This window comes from Ruegeria sp. BE1 (genome assembly GCF_056538885.1).
The window spans coordinates 1-21,681 of record NZ_JBQFTY010000010.1 but is presented as its reverse complement, the minus strand read 5'-3'; the positions used below and the strand labels follow the sequence as shown (position 1 = coordinate 21,681).

Annotated in this window: 20 protein-coding genes; 11 read left to right on the top strand and 9 right to left on the bottom strand. The window is 60.1% G+C overall.

What is annotated here, in order from left to right; translation table 11 throughout:
• The first annotated feature begins 38 nt into the window (after positions 1 to 38).
• From mtgA to ACR0J5_RS20405, 4 genes are all read left to right on the top strand, one after another.
• A complete protein-coding gene (gene mtgA / locus ACR0J5_RS20420) occupies positions 39 to 773 on the top strand; it encodes a monofunctional biosynthetic peptidoglycan transglycosylase (protein ID WP_480656713.1) in 735 nt (244 codons plus the stop codon).
• A gap of 58 nt (positions 774 to 831) precedes the next feature.
• Complete coding sequence (fzlA, locus tag ACR0J5_RS20415; RefSeq protein ID WP_480656711.1) at positions 832 to 1,497, top strand: FtsZ-binding protein FzlA; 666 nt, start codon at positions 832 to 834, stop codon at positions 1,495 to 1,497.
• Between the two features lie 72 nt (positions 1,498 to 1,569).
• Positions 1,570 to 2,607, top strand: coding sequence for a tRNA epoxyqueuosine(34) reductase QueG (queG, locus tag ACR0J5_RS20410; protein WP_480656709.1), 1,038 nt, complete (start codon positions 1,570 to 1,572; stop codon positions 2,605 to 2,607).
• A gap of 72 nt (positions 2,608 to 2,679) precedes the next feature.
• Positions 2,680 to 4,683, top strand: coding sequence for a hydantoinase/oxoprolinase family protein (locus ACR0J5_RS20405; protein WP_480656707.1), 2,004 nt, complete (start codon positions 2,680 to 2,682; stop codon positions 4,681 to 4,683).
• Between the two features lie 21 nt (positions 4,684 to 4,704).
• Here ACR0J5_RS20405 and msrA read toward each other — a convergent pair whose 3' ends face one another.
• Together msrA and msrB are read right to left on the bottom strand one after the other, a co-directional pair.
• Positions 4,705 to 5,214, bottom strand: coding sequence for a peptide-methionine (S)-S-oxide reductase MsrA (gene msrA, locus ACR0J5_RS20400; RefSeq protein WP_480656705.1), 510 nt, complete (start codon positions 5,212 to 5,214; stop codon positions 4,705 to 4,707).
• Positions 5,211 to 5,660 (bottom strand): peptide-methionine (R)-S-oxide reductase MsrB, encoded by a 450-nt coding sequence (gene msrB, locus ACR0J5_RS20395; RefSeq protein ID WP_480656703.1) that lies wholly within the window; start codon positions 5,658 to 5,660, stop codon positions 5,211 to 5,213. Before msrB ends, msrA begins: the two co-directional genes overlap by 4 nt.
• A 143-nt stretch (positions 5,661 to 5,803) precedes the next feature.
• Here msrB and ACR0J5_RS20390 point away from each other — a divergent pair, with 143 nt between their 5' ends.
• Positions 5,804 to 6,325 carry a glutathione peroxidase gene (locus ACR0J5_RS20390; protein WP_480656701.1) on the top strand — a complete coding sequence of 174 codons (522 nt, stop codon included), beginning with the start codon at positions 5,804 to 5,806 and terminating at the stop codon, positions 6,323 to 6,325.
• Here the strand turns inward: ACR0J5_RS20390 and ACR0J5_RS20385 are convergent.
• On the bottom strand, positions 6,301 to 7,188 hold the full coding sequence (locus ACR0J5_RS20385) for a DMT family transporter (RefSeq protein WP_480656699.1): 888 nt from the start codon (positions 7,186 to 7,188) through the stop codon (positions 6,301 to 6,303). The two genes, ACR0J5_RS20390 and ACR0J5_RS20385, sit on opposite strands and share 25 nt — an antisense overlap.
• A 190-nt stretch (positions 7,189 to 7,378) precedes the next feature.
• Between ACR0J5_RS20385 and ACR0J5_RS20380 the strand changes: the two genes are divergently transcribed.
• Together ACR0J5_RS20380 and ACR0J5_RS20375 are read left to right on the top strand one after the other, a co-directional pair.
• Positions 7,379 to 8,578 carry a BCCT family transporter gene (locus ACR0J5_RS20380; protein ID WP_480656727.1) on the top strand — a complete coding sequence of 400 codons (1,200 nt, stop codon included), beginning with the start codon at positions 7,379 to 7,381 and terminating at the stop codon, positions 8,576 to 8,578.
• A 113-nt stretch (positions 8,579 to 8,691) separates the two neighbouring features.
• Positions 8,692 to 8,925, top strand: coding sequence for a hypothetical protein (locus ACR0J5_RS20375; RefSeq protein WP_480656697.1), 234 nt, complete (start codon positions 8,692 to 8,694; stop codon positions 8,923 to 8,925).
• 73 nt (positions 8,926 to 8,998) lie between these two features.
• On the opposite strand, the gene ACR0J5_RS20370 is transcribed toward ACR0J5_RS20375, so the two are convergent.
• From ACR0J5_RS20370 to ACR0J5_RS20355, 4 genes are all read right to left on the bottom strand, one after another.
• On the bottom strand, positions 8,999 to 9,286 hold the full coding sequence (locus ACR0J5_RS20370) for an HU family DNA-binding protein (RefSeq protein ID WP_170349467.1): 288 nt from the start codon (positions 9,284 to 9,286) through the stop codon (positions 8,999 to 9,001).
• Between the two features lie 130 nt (positions 9,287 to 9,416).
• The gene (locus tag ACR0J5_RS20365) at positions 9,417 to 10,880 is read right to left on the bottom strand and encodes an AMP nucleosidase (protein ID WP_480656696.1); all 1,464 of its coding nucleotides are present in this window, start codon (positions 10,878 to 10,880) and stop codon (positions 9,417 to 9,419) included.
• The gene (ade, locus tag ACR0J5_RS20360; protein ID WP_480656694.1) at positions 10,877 to 12,679 is read right to left on the bottom strand and encodes an adenine deaminase; all 1,803 of its coding nucleotides are present in this window, start codon (positions 12,677 to 12,679) and stop codon (positions 10,877 to 10,879) included. The genes ACR0J5_RS20365 and ade overlap by 4 nt, the downstream gene beginning before the upstream one ends.
• A gap of 144 nt (positions 12,680 to 12,823) precedes the next feature.
• Positions 12,824 to 13,699 (bottom strand): LysR family transcriptional regulator, encoded by an 876-nt coding sequence (locus ACR0J5_RS20355; RefSeq protein WP_480656692.1) that lies wholly within the window; start codon positions 13,697 to 13,699, stop codon positions 12,824 to 12,826.
• Between the two features lie 109 nt (positions 13,700 to 13,808).
• On the opposite strand from ACR0J5_RS20355, the gene ACR0J5_RS20350 reads away from it, so the two are divergent.
• Together ACR0J5_RS20350 and ACR0J5_RS20345 are read left to right on the top strand one after the other, a co-directional pair.
• On the top strand, positions 13,809 to 14,564 hold the full coding sequence (locus tag ACR0J5_RS20350) for a class II aldolase and adducin N-terminal domain-containing protein (protein WP_480656690.1): 756 nt from the start codon (positions 13,809 to 13,811) through the stop codon (positions 14,562 to 14,564).
• 11 nt (positions 14,565 to 14,575) lie between these two features.
• Positions 14,576 to 15,565: a sterol desaturase family protein gene (locus ACR0J5_RS20345; protein WP_480656688.1), complete on the top strand. Its 990-nt coding sequence runs from the start codon at positions 14,576 to 14,578 to the stop codon at positions 15,563 to 15,565.
• Between the two features lie 3 nt (positions 15,566 to 15,568).
• Here the strand turns inward: ACR0J5_RS20345 and ACR0J5_RS20340 are convergent, their stop codons facing one another.
• Positions 15,569 to 16,201: a class I SAM-dependent DNA methyltransferase gene (locus ACR0J5_RS20340; protein WP_480656686.1), complete on the bottom strand. Its 633-nt coding sequence runs from the start codon at positions 16,199 to 16,201 to the stop codon at positions 15,569 to 15,571.
• Between the two features lie 89 nt (positions 16,202 to 16,290).
• Here ACR0J5_RS20340 and ACR0J5_RS20335 point away from each other — a divergent pair, with 89 nt between their 5' ends.
• Entirely contained in the window at positions 16,291 to 17,136 is an 846-nt protein-coding gene (locus ACR0J5_RS20335; protein ID WP_480656684.1) for an SDR family oxidoreductase, read from the top strand.
• Here the strand turns inward: ACR0J5_RS20335 and ACR0J5_RS20330 are convergent.
• A complete protein-coding gene (locus ACR0J5_RS20330) occupies positions 17,133 to 18,752 on the bottom strand; it encodes a GMC family oxidoreductase (protein WP_480656682.1) in 1,620 nt (539 codons plus the stop codon). The genes ACR0J5_RS20335 and ACR0J5_RS20330 overlap by 4 nt on opposite strands.
• A gap of 372 nt (positions 18,753 to 19,124) precedes the next feature.
• On the opposite strand from ACR0J5_RS20330, the gene katG reads away from it, so the two are divergent.
• Positions 19,125 to 21,326 (top strand): catalase/peroxidase HPI, encoded by a 2,202-nt coding sequence (gene katG / locus ACR0J5_RS20325; RefSeq protein ID WP_480656680.1) that lies wholly within the window; start codon positions 19,125 to 19,127, stop codon positions 21,324 to 21,326.
• Positions 21,327 to 21,681: the final 355 nt, after the last annotated feature.

Genomic DNA, 21,681 nt, shown 5'->3' with positions numbered 1-21,681 from the left:
CCGTTCCAAACTGATGCCACAGGGCGTATAGCTGGGACATGGCAAAGAAAGCAGTCCGCAAGAAAAGCGGTAAAAAGAAAAAGGCATCAAAAGCCAAGACACCAATCCTGCCGCAGATTCGCCGCTGGATTCTGCGTGGCGTTCTGGGATGCGTGGTGCTTCTGGTCGGCTTGGTCGCGTTGTACTCGGTGGTGAATCCGCCGGTGACGCATACGATCTGGTCGGAATGGCGGCGTCTGGGCAAGGTGGAACGCGAATGGGTGCCCATCGAAGAGGTCTCTCCGGTCATGGCCCGCGCTGTTGTGGCCGCAGAAGACGCGAATTTCTGCCTGCATTGGGGCTTTGACGTCGAGGCGATCCGCGATGCGATTGAAGGCGGCGGATCGCGTGGTGCCTCGACGATTTCGCAGCAGGTCGTGAAGAACGTGTTCCTGTGGCAGGGGCGCAGTTGGGTGCGCAAGGCGCTGGAAACCTCGATCACGCCGGTGGTTGAGATTGTCTGGAGCAAGCAGCGCATTCTTGAGGTCTATCTGAACGTGGCCGAAACCGGGCAGGGTGTCTTTGGGGTCGAGGCGGCGGCGCAGACAAACTTTAACGTGTCCGCCGCGCAGCTCAGCCCGGTTCAGGCAGCGCGGATCGCCGCGATCCTGCCATCTCCGCGCAATCGGTCGGTCACCGATCCCTCGGTTCGGACCCGCAGACGGGCGGCCGCGATCCTGGACGGGGCGGCCACCATCCGCGCAGATGGGCGCGCGGATTGTTTCGAGGATTGAAATTCCACATCCCTCGGGGCTAAAGCTGAGGGGTATACACTGGTTCGATTGGAAGCCCATGGCGCGTCTGTTTCACGTTCCCCTGTCCCCGTATTGCCGCAAGGTCCGTCTGTCTCTGGCGGAAAAGAAGATCGAAGTTGAGCTGGTCGAAGAGCGATATTGGGAAAAGGACCCGGACTTTTTGCGCCGTAACCCTGCAGGCAAAGTGCCTGTCCTGCGGCTGGACGGCAAAACCATGTCCGAGAGCGCGGCGATTTGCGAATACATCGAAGAAACGCGCCCAGAACCGCCATTGATGCCGAAAACTGCCGAGGCCCGATATGAGGTGCGGCGTCTGGTGTCGTGGTTTGACGACAAGTTCCATCACGAGGTGACGTCGAACCTGTTGTATGAGCGGGTGAACAAGAAGGTGACAGGACAGGGTCATCCGGACAGCAAGAACGTCAAAGCCGGGGCAAAGGCGATCAAGTATCATCTGGATTACATGACGTGGTTGCTGGATCATCGGCGCTGGTTGGCGGGTGATCAGATGACGCTGGCCGATTTTGCCGCTGCGGCGCATCTGTCGGCGCTGGATTACATCTCGGACGTGGATTGGAACCGGTCGGCGGCGGTGAAGGATTGGTATGCCAAGATCAAGTCACGGCCTGCCTTTCGGTCGATTCTGGCCGATCAGGTGCCGGGGTTCCGGCCACCGCCCCATTACGCCGATCTGGATTTCTGATAGGGTGGCAGGGGGGCTGTCTGCCCCCCATCGCGCCGGGGCGCGTTTCCCCCCGAGGATATTTTTGGCCAGATGAAGAGCGGATCGGGTTTCAAAGACAAACTGGTGGCGCAGGCGCTGGGCGAGGGGTTTGTGTCCTGTCGGGTTTGCCGGCCGTGGGATGTACCGGATGTGCCGGCGCGGTTGCAGGCGTTTTTGGACGCCGGGTATCATGGCCAGATGGGCTGGATGGCCGAACGGACCCATTGGCGCGGCAACCCGGCTGCTTTGTGGCCCGAGGCGCGGTCGGTGATCATGTTGGCCGAGAGTTACGCGCCCGAGCATGATCCGACCGAGATTCTGGACCATCCCGACAAGGCCGCGATTTCTGTTTATGCGCAGAACAAGGACTACCATGATCTGGTGAAAAAGCGCCTCAAGCGTCTGGCCCGGTGGTTGATTGCCGAAGGCGGGGGCGAGGTGAAGGTTTTTGTGGATACCGCGCCGGTGCCGGAAAAGGCACTGGGCCACGCGGCGGGGTTGGGCTGGCAGGGCAAACATACCAATCTGGTTAGTCGCGAATGGGGCAATTGGGCCTTTATAGGGTCTGTTTTTACAACGCTTGATCTACCTGCGGACATGGCTGAGGTGGATCACTGCGGGTCTTGTCGGGCCTGTTTGCAAGCCTGTCCGACGGATGCGTTTCCCGCCCCGTATCAGTTGAATGCGACGCGTTGCATTTCCTACCTGACCATCGAACATAAAGGCCCGGTCGAAGAAGAGTTGCGCGCCAAGCTGGGAAACCGGATTTATGGATGCGACGATTGTCTGGCGGCCTGTCCTTGGAACAAGTTTGCGGTGGCGGCCAGCGATATACGCTATGCCGCGCGCGATGATCTTAAGGCGCCCGTGCTGTCAGAGCTGGCAGAGCTGGATGATGCTGCATTTCGGGCGAAGTTTTCCGGTTCCCCCATCAAACGCATCGGGCGGGACCGGTTTGTGCGCAATGTTCTTTATGCCATTGGAAACTCGGGCCTGGACACGCTGCGGCCTGTTGCGCAGGGTTTGACCGATGACCCCGCCCCCGCAGTGGCGGATGCGGCGCGCTGGGCGGTGCAACGATTGTCATAAGTGCCGCAAACAGGCTGGACGTGTCGGTCCAAACCGCTACACCCATCTGCAGCGAACAGAAAGGAGATCCCGATGGCGTTGGCTTTGGGGGTGGATACAGGTGGAACCTATACGGATGCGGTGCTGATCCGGGATGAGCGTGAGGTGATCGCTTCGGCCAAGTCTCTGACCACACGGTCCGATTTGGCGATTGGTGTGGGCAAGGCGATTCAGGCGGTGCTGGATGCGGCAAAGGTGTCGCCGGATCAGATCTCGATGGCGTCTTTGTCGACGACTTTGGCCACCAACGCGCTGGTTGAGGGACAAGGTGGCCGGGTGGCGCTGATCTATATCGGTTTCAAGGACGGTGATCTGGACAAGCATGGTTTGCGCGATGCGCTAAAGGGTGATCCGGCATTGGTTATTTCCGGGGGTCACAGCCATGCGGGTGGACAGGCGGCGCCGTTGGATGTGGCGGCGTTGGAAGGGTTCCTAGACTCTCACACAGGGATTTCGGGCTATGCGGTGGCTGCGCAATTCGCCACGCGCAACCCCGCGCATGAGTTAGAGGCGGCGCGGATCATTGCTGAAAAGACGGGGGCTCCGGTCACGTGTTCGCACCATCTGTCAGCCAAGTTGAATGGCCCAAAGCGGGCGGTGACGGCTGTATTGAACGCGCGGCTGATCGGGATGATCGACCGTCTGATCGGGCGGGCGCAGGATCGGTTGCTGGAGCTGGGCATCACAGCGCCCATGATGGTCGTGCGCGGGGATGGCGCGCTGATGAGCGCCGAGCAAGCGCGCGAGCGCCCGATTGAGACGATCCTGAGCGGCCCGGCGGCGTCGATTGTGGGGGCCAGCTGGCTGACGGGGGCAGAGAATGCGCTTGTGTCTGATATTGGCGGGACGACCACCGATGTGGCGCTGATCCGTGATGGCAAGCCTGCGATTGATCCGGCAGGGGCGCGGGTCGGCGGGTTCCGCACCATGGTTGAGGCGGTCGCCATGCGCACGCATGGTCTGGGCGGCGACAGCCAGGTGCATGTAAAGACCGAAGGGCTTGGTGGCGGCGTGTTCCTTGGCCCGCGCCGGGTGCTGCCCGTGTCGCTGATTGCATCCGAGGCACCCGAGGTGGTCCATGCTGTGCTGGACGCCCAATTGCGCGCATCTACGGTGGGTGAACACGATACCCGATTTGCGCGCCGGGTGCAGGGCATCCATGCGGATGGTTTGGGCGCGCGGGAGGAGGCTCTGCTGGAACGGCTGGGCGACAGGGTTATGCCGCTCAGCGATCTGCTGCGTACGCGGATGGAAAACGGTGCGTTGGCGCGTTTGGTGGATCGCGGGATCGTTCAGGTCTCGGGCGTGACGCCGTCGGATGCTAGCCATGTTCTGGGCCGTCTGGATGCCTGGGATGCCGAGGCTGCGCGCAAAGCGTTGGAGCTTGTGGCACGCAAGCGGGTCGGTTCCGGTGACAGGTTGGCGCAAACGCCGGACGAGCTGGCGCAGATGATCATCGATCAGTTGACTGATCAGACAGTTTTGACCTTGTTAGAGACTGCTTTTGCGGAAGAAGCCGAGAGTTTTGGCATCCCCTCGGCCGAGCTGGCGCGCCATGTTCTGACCCAAAAGGGCCTGTCTGGTCATCGCGGTTTGCTGGCGCTGGATACGGCGCTGAACGTCGATGTGGTGGGGCTTGGGGCCTCGGCCCCCAGCTATTACCCTGCGGTCGGAGAGCGCCTGCGCTGTCGTATGGTTTTGCCCGAACACGCAGGTGTGGCCAATGCCATCGGGGCTGTCGTTGGGCGCCTGACTTTGCGCAGAACGGGCACGGTGACCTCACCGTCTGAGGGGCGGTTCCGGGTTCATCTGGAAGACGGGCCGCAGGATTTCAACGAATCCGACGCGGCGCTGGAGCTTCTGGAATCTGTGCTGCGCACCGAGGCCGAAGGCGAAGTGCGCCAAGCGGGTGCTGCGGATATCCGCGTGGTCGTGGACCGCGATATCCGCACCGCCCGGGTCGAGTCGCAGGACGTTTTCGTCGAGGCCACGATCACGGTTGAGGCCAGCGGCCGTCCGAGGGTGGCAATTGGGTAAGGCCCCCGCAGGGGCCCCCTTTTATTCAGCCGCGTCGCGTTTGGGCAGCACCCAGTCGGGGCGCGGGAAATGGCAGGTATAGCCGTTTGGGATACGCTCAAGGTAGTCCTGATGCTCGGGCTCGGCCTCCCAGAAATCGCCGACGGGTTCCAACTCGGTCACGACCTTGCCGGGCCACAGGCCGCTGGCGTTTACATCCGCGATGGTGTCCAAAGCCAACTGTTTCTGGTCCTCGTCCACATAGTAGATGGCGGACCGATAGCTCATGCCGCGGTCATTGCCCTGACGGTTAGGTGTGGTCGGATCGTGAATCTGGAAGAAGAACTCCAGCAGCTCACGATAGGTGATCTTGGCGGGGTCAAAGAAAATCTCGATCCCTTCGGCATGGGTGCCGTGGTTGCGATAGGTGGCGTTGGGCACATCGCCGCCGGTATAGCCGACGCAGGTGCGAGACACGCCGGGCAGTTTGCGGATCAGGTCCTGCATGCCCCAAAAGCAGCCCCCTGCAAGAACAGCGCGGTGTTCGGTCATTGGATTTCCTCCACATGGATCAGATAGTCGCCATAGCCTTGCGCCTCCATCTCATCGCGATGGACAAACCGCAAGGAGGCCGAGTTGATACAGTACCGCAGCCCGCCATGTTCGCGCGGGCCATCTGGGAAGACATGGCCCAGATGGCTGTCCCCGTGTTTTGATCGAACCTCGGTGCGGATCATGCCATGGGTGGCGTCGTGAAACTCTTCCACATGCTCATGCACGATGGGTTTGGTAAAGCTGGGCCAACCGCAGCCGGATTCGTATTTATGGGTCGAGGCAAACAAAGGCTCGCCCGAAACGATGTCGACATAAATGCCCGGCTCTTTGTTGTTCAGCAACTTGCCGGTGCCGGGGCGTTCTGTCCCGCTGTTTTGCGTGACGTGGTATTCTTCGGGGGACAGGGCGGCGATGGCCTCGGGGTCTTTGGTGTATCGGGTCATGGCTCCTCCGGTCTTTTGTGATCTTGGGCATAATTTGGGGGCGGGTGCGCGGAAATCAAAGCCCTATTTTCCCGCCTCTCGCAGTCGTGCGGGTGATCTGAGGCGGGATTTGGTGCGTAATGAGGGGTAAAGGAGGCCAGGTGATGTTCAGAATACTTGTTTTGACAGTTTTGATTCTGCTGGGCCGGGTGGTGCAGGCGGCTCCGCTGGCAGGGGAGTTTGCGTCCATCGATGGCGGCACCCTGTCGATCGAAGACTGGCGGGGCCAGCCGGTTCTGGTGGTCAACACCGCCTCGCATTGCGGGTTCACCGGGCAATATGAAGCGCTGCAGAATGTGCACGAGACCTATGGGGACAAAGGGCTTGTGGTTTTGGCGGTGCCATCGGATTCGTTCAACCAAGAGCTGGCCTCGGCCGAAGAGGTGAAGGAATTCTGCGATTTCAACTATGGCCTGACCTTGCCTATGACCGACATCACTCCGGTTAAGGGTGCTAAGGCGCACCCATTTTACAAGGCGGTCGCGGCGCAAACCGGGTTTGTCCCAAGCTGGAATTTCAACAAGATCCTGTTGGACCCTGCGGGCGAAGTGGTCGCGACCTATGGTGCGAATGTGAAACCGGACTCAGCCCGGCTGTTGCGTCAGGTTGAGGCTTTGCTGCCCTGAACAGGCTGCCGCGACAGCTGAACCGCCAGAATGCCAAGTGTGGTGATCCCAACCCCAACCGCGTCCAGCGGGCCAAGTTTTTCGCCCAACAGGATCGCCGCGATGGTGACGCCGAAGACCGGGTTAAGGAAATGGAAGGTGGCCGCCCGGGTTGCGCCTATCCGGTCCAGCAGCAGTACCCAGATCAGGGTGGCCAGAAGGCCGGGGAACAGGGTGGTATAGGTAAAGGCCAGCGCCAGCGGGACGGTCAGGTTGATACGGATCGTCTCAAACAGCGGGGCGGCGACAAACAACACGGCCGAGCCCACCAGCATCTGCAAGCCGACAACCATCATGAAATTGCCGCCCGAGGTCGCGCCTCGGATCGACAAGGTGGCAAAAGTCAGCGCCAGCGCCCCGATGCAGCACAGCGCCACGCCGAACATATCGACACCGCCGCTGATCCGGGTGCTCATGATCAGGGCCACGCCTGCAAATCCGGCGAACAGGCCCAGCACGGCAATTGGGCGCAGTTTTTCACCCAGAAACAACCATCCCGCCAGCGCCACCAGTAAAGGCATGGTCGATGCGATGATCGCAGCCAGCGAGGCTTCGACCGTTTGCATCGCATAGAAATTCAGACCCAAATAAAGAGCATTTTGGCAAACCCCGAACAGAATGGTCGCGCGCCATTGTGATCGCGTCAGGGACCAGCTTTGCCCCATCGCCCGCGCGATGGCCACGCCGATGACCCCGGAAATCAGAAACCGAAGCGCCAGTGAAAACAGTGGCGACGCATCCGCGACAATGATCCGGGCCGAGGTAAAGGCCGACGACCAGATGAACGCAAATGTCAGCCCCATGGCAATGGCGCGCAGGTCCATACCAGCCCCCTCAGACGTTTTGCGCACTGTTGATGAAATTCCGCTGCGCTGCAAGGCAGCCCGTCTTTTGCGTCAAAAAAGGCACATCTGGTCTACAGGGCGCTATGCCTGACCGTTTTTATTGATTGACCGACCAATAAAAGATAACCACCGTAGCACCAAATAACAAAAATGGGAGGTGTGTTAAGTGTTGCTAGAGTACATACTGTCGTTTGGCGTCCTGCTGGCCCTGGGCCTGGTCGCCTTCTTCGTGGTCAAGTGGTGGAACTTGCGTTGTGTGGGCGTGACGCCCGTGCACCTGTTCACCTTTATTGCAATCCTGTTCACATCCGGACTGGATGTTGGCCTGATCATGTTCCCGCTGACCGAGTTCGGCGGCTATGCCGAAGACCCCGCTTATGCCTTTGCCAACCCGCTGGCAATCGAATTCGGGTTCTGGGGCTTTTTGATCTGGGCCTTCTACTTCCTGACGGCCTTCTACTTCTGCGTGATCGAACCGCGCGTGAAGTTCTTTGAGATTCCGCTGGTTAAGCTGATCAACAACGTGGTGATCATCGGCACCTGCGCCTTTACCGCCAGCCTGTTCCTGATCTACCTGCCCGGCTACCTGCCCGAGGTCGGAGACGGTGAATCCGTTGTCACCACCTTCTACATCATCGTGTTCGTGGTTATTCTGGCAGCGGCCTATTCCTCGACCGATCTGAAATATGTGCGCATCCTGTCGGTGGGTTCGACCTTCCTGTTCCTGGCGCTGATCATCGGCATGTGGGCCGCAGCTGGCATGGGCTTTACCGGGTTCGCAGAAACCGGCAGCAATATCGGGGCTTACTTCGCCAACCTGCACAAGTTCGTCCTGCCGCTGACCGACTATCATGCCTTCTACCTGTTCTGGTGGTTTGCATGGTCGATCATGATTGGCCAGTTCACCTCGCGCTTTGTTGGCGGTCTGAAAACCTGGCAATTGCTGGCGGCGCTGCTGATCTTCCCGTCGATCCCGCTGGCGATCTGGTTCACGGTTCTCTACTACTACCACCTGAACGGGATCAGCACCGCAGGGATCACCAACATTGCCATGGTGATTGTTGGTGTGACCTTTGTGATCAACTCGCTCGACTCACTGATCCGCCTGTACACCGACAACCTGAACATGACGGTCGAACGCTTTGGCAAGGCTGTCTATGTCGCGGGTAACGTGGTGCTGCTGTTCGTGCTGACCCTGCTGTTCCAAAGCCAATGGCTGCAGATTCAGTGGATCGGCGCGGTTGTTGTGGGCCTATACCTCGCCTGTGTGGTCTACATCCTGATCACCAAGCGCAAAGAGGTGCTGAGCATCGACTCGATGCCCGAAGGCCGCGATCTGGACTTCCACAAGGTTGAGACGGTTCACTAAATCAGCCTAACGGCAATCTCTAAACGGGCGTCTTTTGGGGCGCCCGTTTTTCTTTTCCCGGTTGGCACTGGCGTGAGGTGCCCTACGTAATACCTGTGAAATCGGGGATCGCAATGTTGGAAGAAAAACGCAAAGATCTGGATTCGGAAAAGCAGAAGAGGCTGCTGTTGCGGTTGGTGAATGAGCTCAGCCATGCATCCCCCGATCTGTATTATCGACCGACCAGCGAAATCGCGACCTATCTTGAGACCTATATCCGCAAAGGCGCAAAACTGACATCGGAGGACAAGGCGTTGATGACACGGCTTAGCCGTCGAGATCTGGAAGTGCTGCTGAGCCTGCATTGAAGGCAAGATCTGCGGGCAAAGAAAAAGGGCCCCCAACCGGCGGCCCTTGATCGTTTTGCGGTGACAGCCGGGATCAGCCGTTCACGCTGTCCTTCAGAGCCTTGGCGATGGTCATCTTGACTACCTTGTCGGCCTCTTTCTTGAACTGCTCGCCAGTGGCGGGGTTGCGCACCATGCGCTCGGGGCGTTCGCGGCAGTAGATTTTGCCAACACCGGGCAGGGTTACCGCACCACCAGCCGACACTTCGCGGGTGATCAGGCCGGTCACGGCCTCCAGCGCGGCGTTTGCGGCTTTCTTGTCGGTTCCCATTTCCTCAGCGAGAGCAGCAACCAGCTGAGTCTTTGTCATAGGCTTTGCCATTTCTTGGTCTCCTTAACGTGCCCGATAAATAGGGCCTCACGGCGTAACTGTAACGGGATATTGTGGACGAACACAACGAATAGTAGCGCTGAAAACCCTAAAAATATGGGGAAAACGTTGCTTTTTTGCTTCAGAGAAAGGCCGTTTCGTCGAATGAACGCAATTTCCGGCTGTGCAAACGCTCTAACGGCATGCCGCGCAGGTGTTCCATCGCGCGTATTCCGATGGCCAGATGCCGGCTGACCTGCGTTGTATAGAACGCGGACGCCATACCCGGAAGCTTTAATTCGCCGTGCAGCGGCTTGTCTGAAACGCAAAGCAACGTGCCATAGGGGACCCGGAACCGATAGCCATTGGCGGCGATGGTGGCGCTTTCCATATCCAGAGCGATGGCGCGGGATTGGCTGAGCCGCTGCACCGGACCGGATTGATCGCGCAACTCCCAGTTGCGGTTGTCGACCGAGGCGACGGTGCCGGTGCGCATGATACGCTTCAACTCATAACCGTCCAGTTTGGTGACCTCGGCCACGGCCCGTTCCAGCGCGACCTGAACCTCGGCCAGTGGCGGGATCGGAACCCAGACCGGCAGATCGTCATCCAGAACCTTGTCTTCGCGCAGGTAGGCATGGGCCAGCACGAAATCCCCCAGCGCCTGCGTGTTCCGCAGCCCGGCGCAATGGCCGACCATCAGCCATGCGTGCGGGCGCAGCACCGCGATATGGTCGGTTGCGGTTTTGGCATTTGAAGGCCCCACCCCGATATTGACCAAAGTGATCCCGGATCCATCCGCCCGTTTCAGGTGATAGGTCGGCATCTGAGGCAGTTTCAGAGGTTGCTCCAACACGCCGTCCGGCGTCGTGATCTCAACATTTCCGGTCGAGACAAAGCTGGTATATCCGCTGTCGGGATCGCCCAACTGTTCGCGCGCGTAGTTTTCGAATTCCGAGACGTAGAACTGATAGTTGGTGAACAGAACGTGGTTCTGGAAATGGCTGGGGTCGGTCGCGGTATAATGTGACAGACGGGCCAGCGAGTAATCCACCCGCTGCGCGGTGAACAGCGACAGCGGTCCGACCTCTTCTTCATGGTCGTGGACGCCGTTCACGATGTCATCATTGGTTGTAGTCAGGTCCGGCACGTCGAATACATCGCGCAGGGTAAAGCCAGCGGCCCCCTGATGCGGCACCACAAGATCGGGGTTGTTGGCTACGGCAAAATGCACCGGGATGGGCGTATCGGATGCCTGAATCGTTACGGGTTGGTCGTGATTTCGGATCAGCAGGGCGATTTGCTGGGTCAGGTATGACCGGAAAAGATCAGGCCGGGTGACAGTTGTCGCATGGGTGCCGGGTTCGGACACGTGGCCAAAACTCAGGCGGCTGTCGACCTGGGCATAGGACGAGGTCTTGATACGGATCTCGGGGTAAAAGGCCCGGTATCGTTCGCGTGGGGCCCCTTGTTCGATGGCTGAGGCAAAGCTGTCGCACAGAAAGCGTGTTGCCGTTTCATACAGTTCTTCCAGACGTGCCACAGCCGCGGCAGGGTCGGTGAACGTCTCGGGCGTCGGGACGTCAGGCGTTTTGATGATAGTCATGCAAGGGGTTCCAGAAGATCGATCTTTTCAAAGGTCCGCACATCTACCAGCCCTAGGTCGGAAATCCGCAACTCGGGGATAACGACCAAAGCCAGCAGCGAGTGCTGCATATATGCGTTGTTCAGCTGACAGCCGCAGTCCTGCATCGCCGCGACCATCTGATCGGCCTTGGCGGCGACATCTGCCGCCGGGCTGTCGGACATCAGGCCCGTGATGGGCAGTTCGACCAAGGCAAGTTCCTGTCCATCGCGAAACAGGGTGATGCCGCCGCCCACCTCGGCCAGCCGGTTCGCCGCCAGCGCCATCTGCGTGCGGTCTGTGCCCACGACGATCATGTGGTGGCTGTCATGCGCCACGGTCGAGGCCATGGCCATCTTTCCCTGATACCCAAAGCCCGAGACAAACGCGTTCGTGACCCCTCCGGTCGCACGGTGACGCTCGACCAGAGCGATCTGGCAGACATCGCCCTCGCCCTCGACCAGCCCGCCGATGATGGGCAGCTCCGCCTTCAGCGCTTTGGTCGGGGCCTGGTTTTCCACCACGCCGATCACATTGGCCCGCACACGGTTGGCGCCCTCGGGGGCTTTGATTTCGAAATCCGTATAGGTCAGCGCATGGCCCAGATGGACAGTATTACGGGCACTGTCCGGCCAGTTCAGATGCGGGCAGTCCACGGTGATCGCGCCCATCTCGGCCACGACCTGACCGCGGGCTATGACCATCTCGATCGGCAGGTCTGTCAGGTCCGGGCTGAGGATAATATCCGCCCGCCGTCCCGGGGTGATCGATCCGATCTCACGCTCCAGCCCGAAATGGGTGGCCGTATTGATCGTCGCCATCTGCAGCGCGATCAGCGGATCACAGCCGCAGGCAATCGCGTGCCGCACCACGCGGTTCATATGCCCGTCATTGACCAGGGTACCGGAATGGCAATCATCGGTGCACAGGATAAAGTTGCGCGGGTCCAGCCCCTTTTCGGTCACCGCCGTAATCTGGCTTTCCACGTCATACCAGGCCGAGCCCAGCCGCATCATCGACCGCATCCCCTGCCGCACCCGCGCGATGGCGTCGGCCTCGCAGGTGCCTTCGTGATCGTCTGCGGGGCCACCGGCCACATAGGCCGCGAAATCAGGTCCTAAATCGGGCGATGCATAGTGCCCGCCTACGGTTTTCCCGGCGCGTTGAGTTGCCGCGATTTCTGCCAGCATCTTGGGATCGCCATGGATCACACCGGGGAAATTCATCATCTCACCCAATCCGATGATACCGGGCCAGCTCATCGCCTCGGCCACGTCTTCGGGGGTGATCTCATAGCCGGTTGTCTCAAGCCCCGGGGCCGATGGCGCGCAAGAGGGCATCTGCGTGAAGATATTCACCGGCTGCATCAGCGCTTCGTCATGCATCATCCGCACGCCGTCCAGCCCCAGCACGTTGGCGATTTCATGCGGGTCGGTGAACATCGAGGTGGTGCCATGGGGGATCACCGCCCGGGCAAACTCGGCCGGGGTCAGCATACCCGATTCAATATGCATATGCGCATCGCACAGGCCCGGCAGCATGTATCGCCCGTTTGCCTCGATGATCTGCGTATCGGGCCCAACGCAATGCGAGGCGTCTGGTCCGACATACGCGATGCGCCCCGCTGCGATGGCTATGTCATGGCCGGGCAGGGCTTCGCGGGTGTGGACATTCACCCAGATACCGCCGTGTATCACTAGGTCTGCGGCTTCGCGCCCTGCGGCGACTGCGATCAGGTGCGGGGCGACATCGGGCCAGCTGGGGAAGGGTGCGTGTTCCATGGCTCAACTTTTCTGAATGTGTAAAAAGGTGCAACCCCTGCTGAGGCAGTATCATCAAACCGTCACGCAGCGCGTCAGCGCTGCCGGGCCCAACCAGAGGAGGTGCCGCGCAAGCGGCATTGACGATGGGCGGGAGGGCTTTGCTCACGCCAGCCGGTCCGCCTCCATCTCGCTGCGCAGCCAATCGGCAAAGGCCAGCGCGCCGGGTGTTTCCTCGGCCTGTGGGGATAGCAACAGGTAATACGCCTCTGCCATGGGCGCGCGGTGGGTGAACGGGGCCACCAGCCGTCCCTGCCGGATCAGATCGCGCGCAATGGTGTCATGGGTCAGACACAGGCCGCCACCCGCCATCGCAACCGACAGGCTCACCAGATAGGTTGTCGCATAGGTAACAGGTGGATTTTCCCATGTCAGAGCCTGTTCTTCCGCCCAATTCGCCCAGTTCGACAACAGGTTCGAGCAATCGAACAGCGGCTGATCCTGCAACGTCTCAAGGGTCACGTCATATCCCGAGGCGCAGACAGGATAGTAGTGATCGGTTCGCAAAAGCTCGGTGCGCACCGTGTCCGATGGGCGCAGGGAATAGCGGATTTCAACCGCCGCGCCCTCGGCCATCTCACGCGGTTCCCAAAGCTCGGTAAAAATGTTCAGCTGCACTTCGGGATGTTCGGCGCGAAACTGTGGCAGGCGCGGGGCCAGCCAGTTGACCGCGAAACTGATATTGCTTTGGACCTGCACCGCGTTTTGCTGCGCGCCGGTTACCGCCTGCGTGCCCCGCAATAAGGTGCGAAAGGCGTCGCGGACCACCGGCAGATAGGTGATTCCGGCCTCGGTCAGCTCCAAAGCGCGAGGGCGGCGCAGAAACAGGGGCTGACCCAGATACCCTTCCAGTGACTTGATCTGCTGGCTCACCGCGCTTTGGGTCATGTTCAGATCGCGCGCCGCACCGGTGAAGGACAGATGGCGTGCGGCGGCCTCGAACGTGCGCAGCCATCCCAGCGGTGGAAGCGATTTCTGCATGTGCATAACCTTGCCATAAGTTTGACTAATGGAATAGGTGCATTTTTTTCGTTGGTCAAACGGGCGCGTGGCGGGCACGGTTTTCAAAAGCCCGCTACAGGAGCCCGCCATGTCCGTCGCCAACCTGCGCCCCAATATCGATCACTGGTCCGACCGCGTGGACCTTGCCGCCACCTTTCGCTGGACCGAGCGGCTGAACATGCATGAGGGTGTCGCCAACCATTTCAGCCTTGCGGTGAATGAGGATGGCACGCAGTTCCTGATGAATCCCAACCAGATGCATTTTGCGCGGATCAAGGCGTCAAATCTGCTGTTTCTGGATGCGAATGACCCCGATGTGATGGCACAGCCCGGTGCACCGGACCCCACCGCCTGGGGCCTGCACGGATCGATTCACCGGCAGTGTCCCCATGCGCGTTGCGTGATGCATGTGCATTCGATCTTTGCCACGGTTCTGGCCTCGCTGGCCGACAGCACCTTGCCGCCGATCGATCAGAACACCGCCACTTTCTACAACCGCTACGTGGTTGATCAGGAGTTCGGTGGTCTGGCCTTTGAAAGCGAAGGTGAACGCTGCGCCGGAATGCTGTCGGACCCGAAGAAAAAGGTCATGATCATGGGCAATCACGGGGTGTTGGTGATTGGCAGTGACCCGGCCGATGCGTTCAACCGCCTGTATTACTTCGAACGCGCGGCCGAGACCTATATCCGCGCCCTGCAAACCGGCCAGCCCCTGCGCGTGCTGTCGGACGAGATCGCCGAGAAAACCGCGCAGGAGCTGGACGATTATCCCGATCAGGCCGCCGCCCACCTGCGCGAGATCAAAGCTCTGCTGGACGCAGAGGGTTCGGATTACGCGAGCTAAGGACACCAGACATGACAGATGCAACCCAGGATCCAGAAGCCGCGCGCTGGCATTACCACCCCGAAGGTCCCGTCGGATTGAACCCGCTGTTCAGCTGGCCTTTGCGCCCGAAGGCGGTGCTGAAATGGTATAGCGGCGCGTGGCTGCAGATCACGGCCCTGACCCTGTGCCTTGTGCTGGCGGTGGGCGCCTATGCGCTGTTTTTCCCCGCATTAGAGACAATGCAGAGCTTTGCGCCCGGTTGGATGTTCCGCATCTGGCTGCTCAACATGGTGCCACAGATCATGGTTGCGGGCGGGCTGCATTGGTGGCTGTACATGCGCAAAGGTCAGGGCATGTACAAGAAATTCGACCGCCGCGACCTGACCCGCGACAATGGCGTCTTCACCTTTCGCAATCAGGTCTGGGACAATATCTGGTGGACGTTGGGCAGTGCGATGACCGTGGCAACCGTGTACCAGTGGGTGATCTACTGGGCGATGGCAAACGGGTATGTGCCCACGGTGACATGGGCCAGTGCGCCGGTCTGGTGCGTGGTCTGGATGCTGTTCATCCCCATGTGGTCCGGTTTGCATTTCTACTGGGTGCACCGGCTGGAGCATCACCCAAAGCTTTATAAACACGTCCACGCCGTGCATCATCGCAATGTGAACGTGGGTCCATGGTCCGGGATTTCGAACCACTGGTACGAGAACCTGTTGTACTTCACCACCTACTTCATTCACCTGATCGTGCCGTCACATCCGCTGCACCTGCTGTTTCACACCTATTTCCAGCAGATCAGCCCGGTTCTGTCGCATTCAGGGTTCGAAAAGCTGAAAGCAAAGGACACCGAGGCCGCCCGTGCGGGGGATTTCTTTCACCAGCTGCATCACCGGTATTTCGAATGCAACTACGGCACCTCCGAGATTCCGTTCGACAAGTGGTTCGGCACCTATCACGACGGCTCGGCCGAGGCGACGACACGGACGCGGGCCTACAAGAAACAGATGTATACCTAGGCGTCAGACCCGTTCGAACAAAGCGATCAGGGCGGTGTCGTCCTTGTTGGGGCCTGCGGCCAGATCGCCGTAGATGCGCACCTCGGGCAGGGTCAGGTTTCGGATCTGACCCTGTGCCAATTTGTGCAGGGCGTCGGCAAACCCCAGTTTCTCATAGTGTTTGGCGTTGATAGACAGGGCAAATTGTGCACCGGGCCGCGCCACGCGCAACAGGGCGGTCAGGGCTTCGGGCCCCAGATGGCCATGTGTGAAGGTTCCCGAGGACACGATTCCCGCATAGCTATCGTGCGGCACTGGAAGGCCCTGATTCAAATCGGCCTCAATCGCGTCGCGGTAGATGTCCTTGCGCATGGCCTGATCCAGCATCTCGGCGCTGATGTCGGTGGCATCGATCGGTCCGGCACCCAACCCGGCCAGCACCGCGCCGCACAGGCCGGTGCCTGCGCCCACGTCCAGAACCGGACCCTGCCCATGGGCCGCCACAAACGCGCGGGCCGTATGGATGTGCAGCTGATAATCTTCGCGCGCGGCGAAGGTGTCATCATAGTCGCCGGCCCATTCGGCATAGAGCTGCTTGTTATCCTCTGGCGTTTGCAGCGCATATGCCGCGTGCAGGTTTGGAGTTTTCTGGGTCATGCTCAAATGAAATGCGCAACCGGGATTCGAATCAAGTATTCCTGCACGGGCGCTTGCATGTTCCGAAAGAGCAGATCATCAAAGGCGCTATGACAAGAACTCTGTTTTCATTTGGCCACGGATATTCGGCGCAGGCCCTGTCGAGGGTCCTTGAACCCCAGGGGTGGCGCGTTGTTGGAACCACGCGGGACCCGGCCCAATCGGCCACCATTCGCGCATCGGGGGCTGAACCGGTGATCTGGCCGGGGCAGGTTCCGGATCTGGATGGCGTGACCCATCTGTTGATCTCGACCGCGCCCAAGGCCGATGGCGACCCGGTTCTGGCCGCCTTTGGCGAAGAAATTGCCGCTCGGGCTGGTCAGTTCGCGTGGGTTGGGTATCTGTCGACAACCGCCGTTTACGGGGACCATGATGGCGCATGGGTGGATGAAAGCACCCCAGCAACCCCCACCGCGCAGCGCGGCAAATGGCGGCTTGAGGCCGAACAGCAATGGCGGCGCATTCCCGGATTGCCGGTTCATATCTTTCGTCTGGCTGGCATTTATGGCCCTGGTCGCGGCCCGTTTTCCAAGCTCAAACGCGCGGGGATGCGACGTATCATCAAACCTGGACAGGTGTTTTCCCGTATCCACGTGGCCGACATCGCGCAGGTTTTGGCCGCGTCGATGGCAGCGCCCAATCCCGGTGCCATCTACAATGTCTGCGATGACGAACCGGTGCCGCCGCAGGACGTGATCGCCTATGCGGCCGAACTGCAGGGCCTGCCGCTGCCGCCTGCCGTGCCCTTTGACGAGGCCGACCTGACCCCCATGGCCCGCAGTTTCTATAGCGAGAACAAGCGAGTCAGAAACAACCGGATCAAGGATGAACTGGGCGTGCGCCTGCTCTATCCTGAATACCGATCCGGTTTAGAGGCGCTGATGAAGGACTCCTAGCGCGCGGCAGCCTTGATCAGATCGGCGGCTTTTTCGGCAATCATGATGGTTGGCGCGTTGGTATTGCCCGAGATCAGCGTCGGCATGACCGAGGCATCCACAATGCGCAGCCCTTGGATTCCGCGTACACGTAGTTCAGGATCGACCACGGCCATGCCGTCGGTGCCCATCTTGCAGGTGCCCACCGGGTGATAGATCGTGTCGGCGCGGGCGCGGATATGTTGTTCCCAATCCGCATCCGTCCGGGCGCTATCTGTACCGAACATCTCTTTGTGCCGATAGGGCTTTAGGGCCGGGGCCTGAAGGATGTCGTGCGTCATCCGGGCGCCTTTGATCATCGTCTCAAGATCGCGGTCGTCGGACAGAAAGGCCGGATCAATCGCCGGTGCTGCAAACGGGTCAGCGCTGTGCAGGCCCACTGTTCCCCGGCTTTCGGGGCGCAGTTTGCAGATATGGCAACTGAACCCGTGCCCGTAATGCAGTGTGCGGGCATGGTCATCGACCAGCGCGATGACAAAATGTAGCTGAATATCGGGCCTGTCCAGCGCTGGTGAGGTCTTGAGGAACCCCGCCCCTTCGGCAAAGGGCGTGGCGGCCATGGACACGCCGTCCTTGCGCCAACGCCAAAGGTGGCGCAGCAGCCTGGCAGACGCGGTGATGCCGATCCCGAACGTGTCTGTGTCCCGGGTCTTGTAGGACAAGGTGAAATCCAGATGGTCCTGCAGGTTCTTGCCCACGCCGGGCAGGTCGTGCTGTACCGCGATGCCATGCCGGGTCAGTTCCTCTCCCGCGCCAATACCGGACAGCTGTAGCAGCTGCGGTGACATGAATGCGCCGGCGCAGACCAGAACCTCGGCCCGGGCGGTCACTGCGATGTCCGGCCCTTTGGCCTTGTGCTTATAGATCAAACCGGTCGCGCGCCTGCCGTCAAATGTCAGCTTTTTGGCGTGGGCATGGGTGAGGACCGTCAGGTTCGGGCGGTGCATGACGGGATGGACATAGGCCGCCGCGGCCGAGCACCGCTCACCATTGCGGGCCGGGTCGTGGAACTGGGTCACCTGATACAGCCCCACGCCTTCGTTGTCGCCGCGATTGAAGTCGTGAACGCGACGGTGCTGCATTTGCTCGGCGGCCTCGACAAAGGCATGGGTGATTGGACGCGGTGCTTTCTGGTGCGACACCTGCAATGGGCCGCTGTCTCCATGCAGCTGATCCGCGCCGTCCTCGTTGTTCTCGGACCGTTTGAAATAGGGCAGGACACTGTCCCAATCCCACCCGGTGCACCCCTGTTCGGCCCAGCCGTCGTAATCCTGACGCTGACCCCGGACGTAAAGCATTGCATTGATCGCACTGGACCCGCCCAGCGTCTTGCCGCGTGGCTGATACCCGCGACGACCGTTCAACCCCGGCTGCGGAGCCGTCTCGAACGCCCAGTTGTTGATCTTGGGACGTCCGGGCAGGGCGGCCACGACTGCCGCAGGCATGCGGACCAAAATACTGTCACCATGCCCTCCGGCCTCAAGCAGGCAGACGGTTTTGGTCGGGTCTTCGCTGAGGCGATTGGCCAGGACCGATCCCGCAGACCCGCCTCCGACGATCACATAGTCGAACTCCATACCAATCCTCCCCAACGCGTTCGCGGTCTCTTTGTGATGTCCAGACTGTGGCGGGACAGCGGAAAAAGACAATTGCTGCAGCGCTGTTGTGACCCAAGGTTATTGGCGCGGCTTGGGCAGAACCAGCACGCGGCATGGAAAAATCATAATTAAATCCTATGACTTTCATCATCAAACAAAACTTTTTTGCATGATACTGATTTGCTATCTCTAGCCGTGACAAGACAGAAGAGTCGCGGCGCCCTTTCCAAAGATACGGATAAGTTTCCGTAGCGTCTTGGATGGGGCTAAGGGGTCTCTACATAAGTACTTGATCGACCGAGTTTTGAACCGCGCAAATGTGCCGGAATTTAGCCAGGAATGGAGATCGTCATGGACGGAAGTGATAACCCCAAAGCAGGTGGATGCCCTGTAATGCACGGCGCAGGCACCCGGTCTAACCGGGACTGGTGGCCGAACCAGCTGAACCTGTCGATCCTGCACCAGCACGGACCGGCCTCGAACCCGATGGATGCCGATTTCGACTATGCTGAGGCGTTCAAGTCGCTGGATATGAAAGCGCTGAAAGAAGACCTTTATGCGCTGATGACGGATTCGCAGGACTGGTGGCCGGCGGATTATGGCCATTATGGCGGGTTTTTCATCCGCATGGCGTGGCACAGCGCCGGGACTTACCGGACGGCTGATGGCCGTGGCGGTGCCTCGACCGGGAACCAAAGGTTTGCGCCGCTCAACAGCTGGCCGGATAACGGCAACCTCGACAAGGCGCGCCGTCTGCTGTGGCCGATCAAGCAGAAATACGGCAACCAGATTTCCTGGGCCGACCTGATGATCCTGGCCGGTAACTGCGCCATCGAATCCATGGGCGGCAAGACCTTTGGTTTCGCCGGTGGCCGCGAAGACATCTGGGCGCCCGAGGAAGACATCTATTGGGGTACCGAGACCGAATGGCTGGCCCCCACCGACAACCCGCACAGCCGTTACTCGGGCGAGCGTGATTTGGAAAACCCGCTGGCCGCAGTGCAGATGGGCCTGATCTATGTGAACCCTGAAGGGCCTGACGGACAGCCTGACATTCTGGCCTCGGGCCGCGATATTCGCGACACCTTTGCTCGGATGGCAATGAATGACGAAGAAACCGTTGCACTGGTTGCGGGTGGTCACACCTTTGGCAAGGCGCACGGTGCGGGCGATCCCGATCTGGTTGGCCCCGAACCCGAAGCCGCCCCGATCGAAGAGATGGGCTTTGGCTGGATCAACAAGTTTGGCTCCGGCAAGGGCGACGACACCACCACGTCCGGTATCGAAGGCGCATGGACCGCGAACCCGATCAAATGGGACAATGGCTTTTTCGATCTGCTGTTCGGCTATGACTGGAACCTGACCAAAAGCCCCTCGGGCGCGTGGATCTGGGAGCCGATCGGTGTCAAAGAAGAAGACATGGCCCCGCAGGCCCATGATCCGTCGAAAAAGGTCAAGACCATGATGACCACCGCCGATATGGCGATGCGCATGGACCCGATCTACGGCCCGATCTCGAAACGCTTCCACGAGAACCCGGACCAGTTCGCCGACGCCTTTGCCCGCGCATGGTTCAAGCTGACCCACCGCGACATGGGTCCGCGCGCGGCTTACATCGGCGAAGAAGCCCCGACCGAAGAGCTGATCTGGCAGGATAACGTCCCCGCCGTGGATCACGATCTGGTGGATGATGCGGATGTGGCCGACCTGAAAGCCAAGATCGCGGCAACCGGTCTGTCGGTGTCCGATCTGGTTTCGACCGCATGGGCCTCGGCCTCGACCTATCGTGGCTCGGACAAGCGTGGCGGGGCCAATGGTGCCCGTATCCGCCTTGCGCCGCAGAAAGACTGGGCCGTGAACGAGCCTATGAAGCTGTCGAAAGTGCTTGAGGCGCTGGAAGGCGTTCAGGCCGCGTTCAACAGCGCGCAGTCGGGCGGCAAGAAAGTGTCTCTGGCCGATGTGATCGTTCTGGCCGGGTCCGTTGGTATCGAACAGGCGGCCAAGGCGGGTGGTCAGGATGTTGAGGTTCCCTTCACGCCCGGCCGCACCGATGCGTCGCAGGACCAGACAGATGTGGACAGCTTTGCCGTGATGGAGCCCATCGCGGACGGCTTCCGCAACTACCAGAAGACCGAGTATACCGTCTCACCCGAAGAGCTGCTGGTTGACCGCGCGCAACTGCTGACCCTGTCCGCGCCCGAGATGACGGCGCTTGTCGGTGGCCTGCGCGTTCTGGGGGCAAACTTCGGTGACACCAAGCACGGTGTGTTCACGGATCGCGTCGGAACGCTCAGCACGGACTTCTTCACCAACCTGCTGGACATGAGCACCGAATGGAAGCCCGCAGGTAAGGGCGTCTATGAAGGTCGCGACCGCGCCAGTGGTGAGGTCAAGTGGACCGGCACCCGTGTCGATCTGGTCTTTGGTTCGAACTCGCAACTGCGGGCACTGGCCGAGGTCTATGGTCAGGCCGATGCCAAGGGCAAATTCGTCGCTGACTTTGTCTCGGCCTGGACCAAGGTGATGAATGCCGACCGATTTGATCTGAAGTAATGCTTCGATCAATCCTGTGAATTGCGCCGCTCGAGGGGACTCGGGCGGCGTTTTTGTTGGTCAACGAACAGGCGCCTACCAAGCTTTGGGTACGATTCCGCCGATAAGCAGGTAAGCGTCGTCCCAAAACCCGCAGAAAAGCGGAAATTCAGCTCGAAATTTGAAGATAACCTTTTGCTTTTATTAAGGTTTGGAAGTTTCTGTCGAGAAATGTGAAGTTTTTTCAAAATGGGGGTTGCAGGTCCCAGACCTAATCCGTAAATACCCCTTCACCGGCGCTGCTGAGGCGGTGCTGACGGATCGGAGAGACGGTCGGACGTGCTGGAGAGACGGCGGGACACTCGGGAGAGACTGG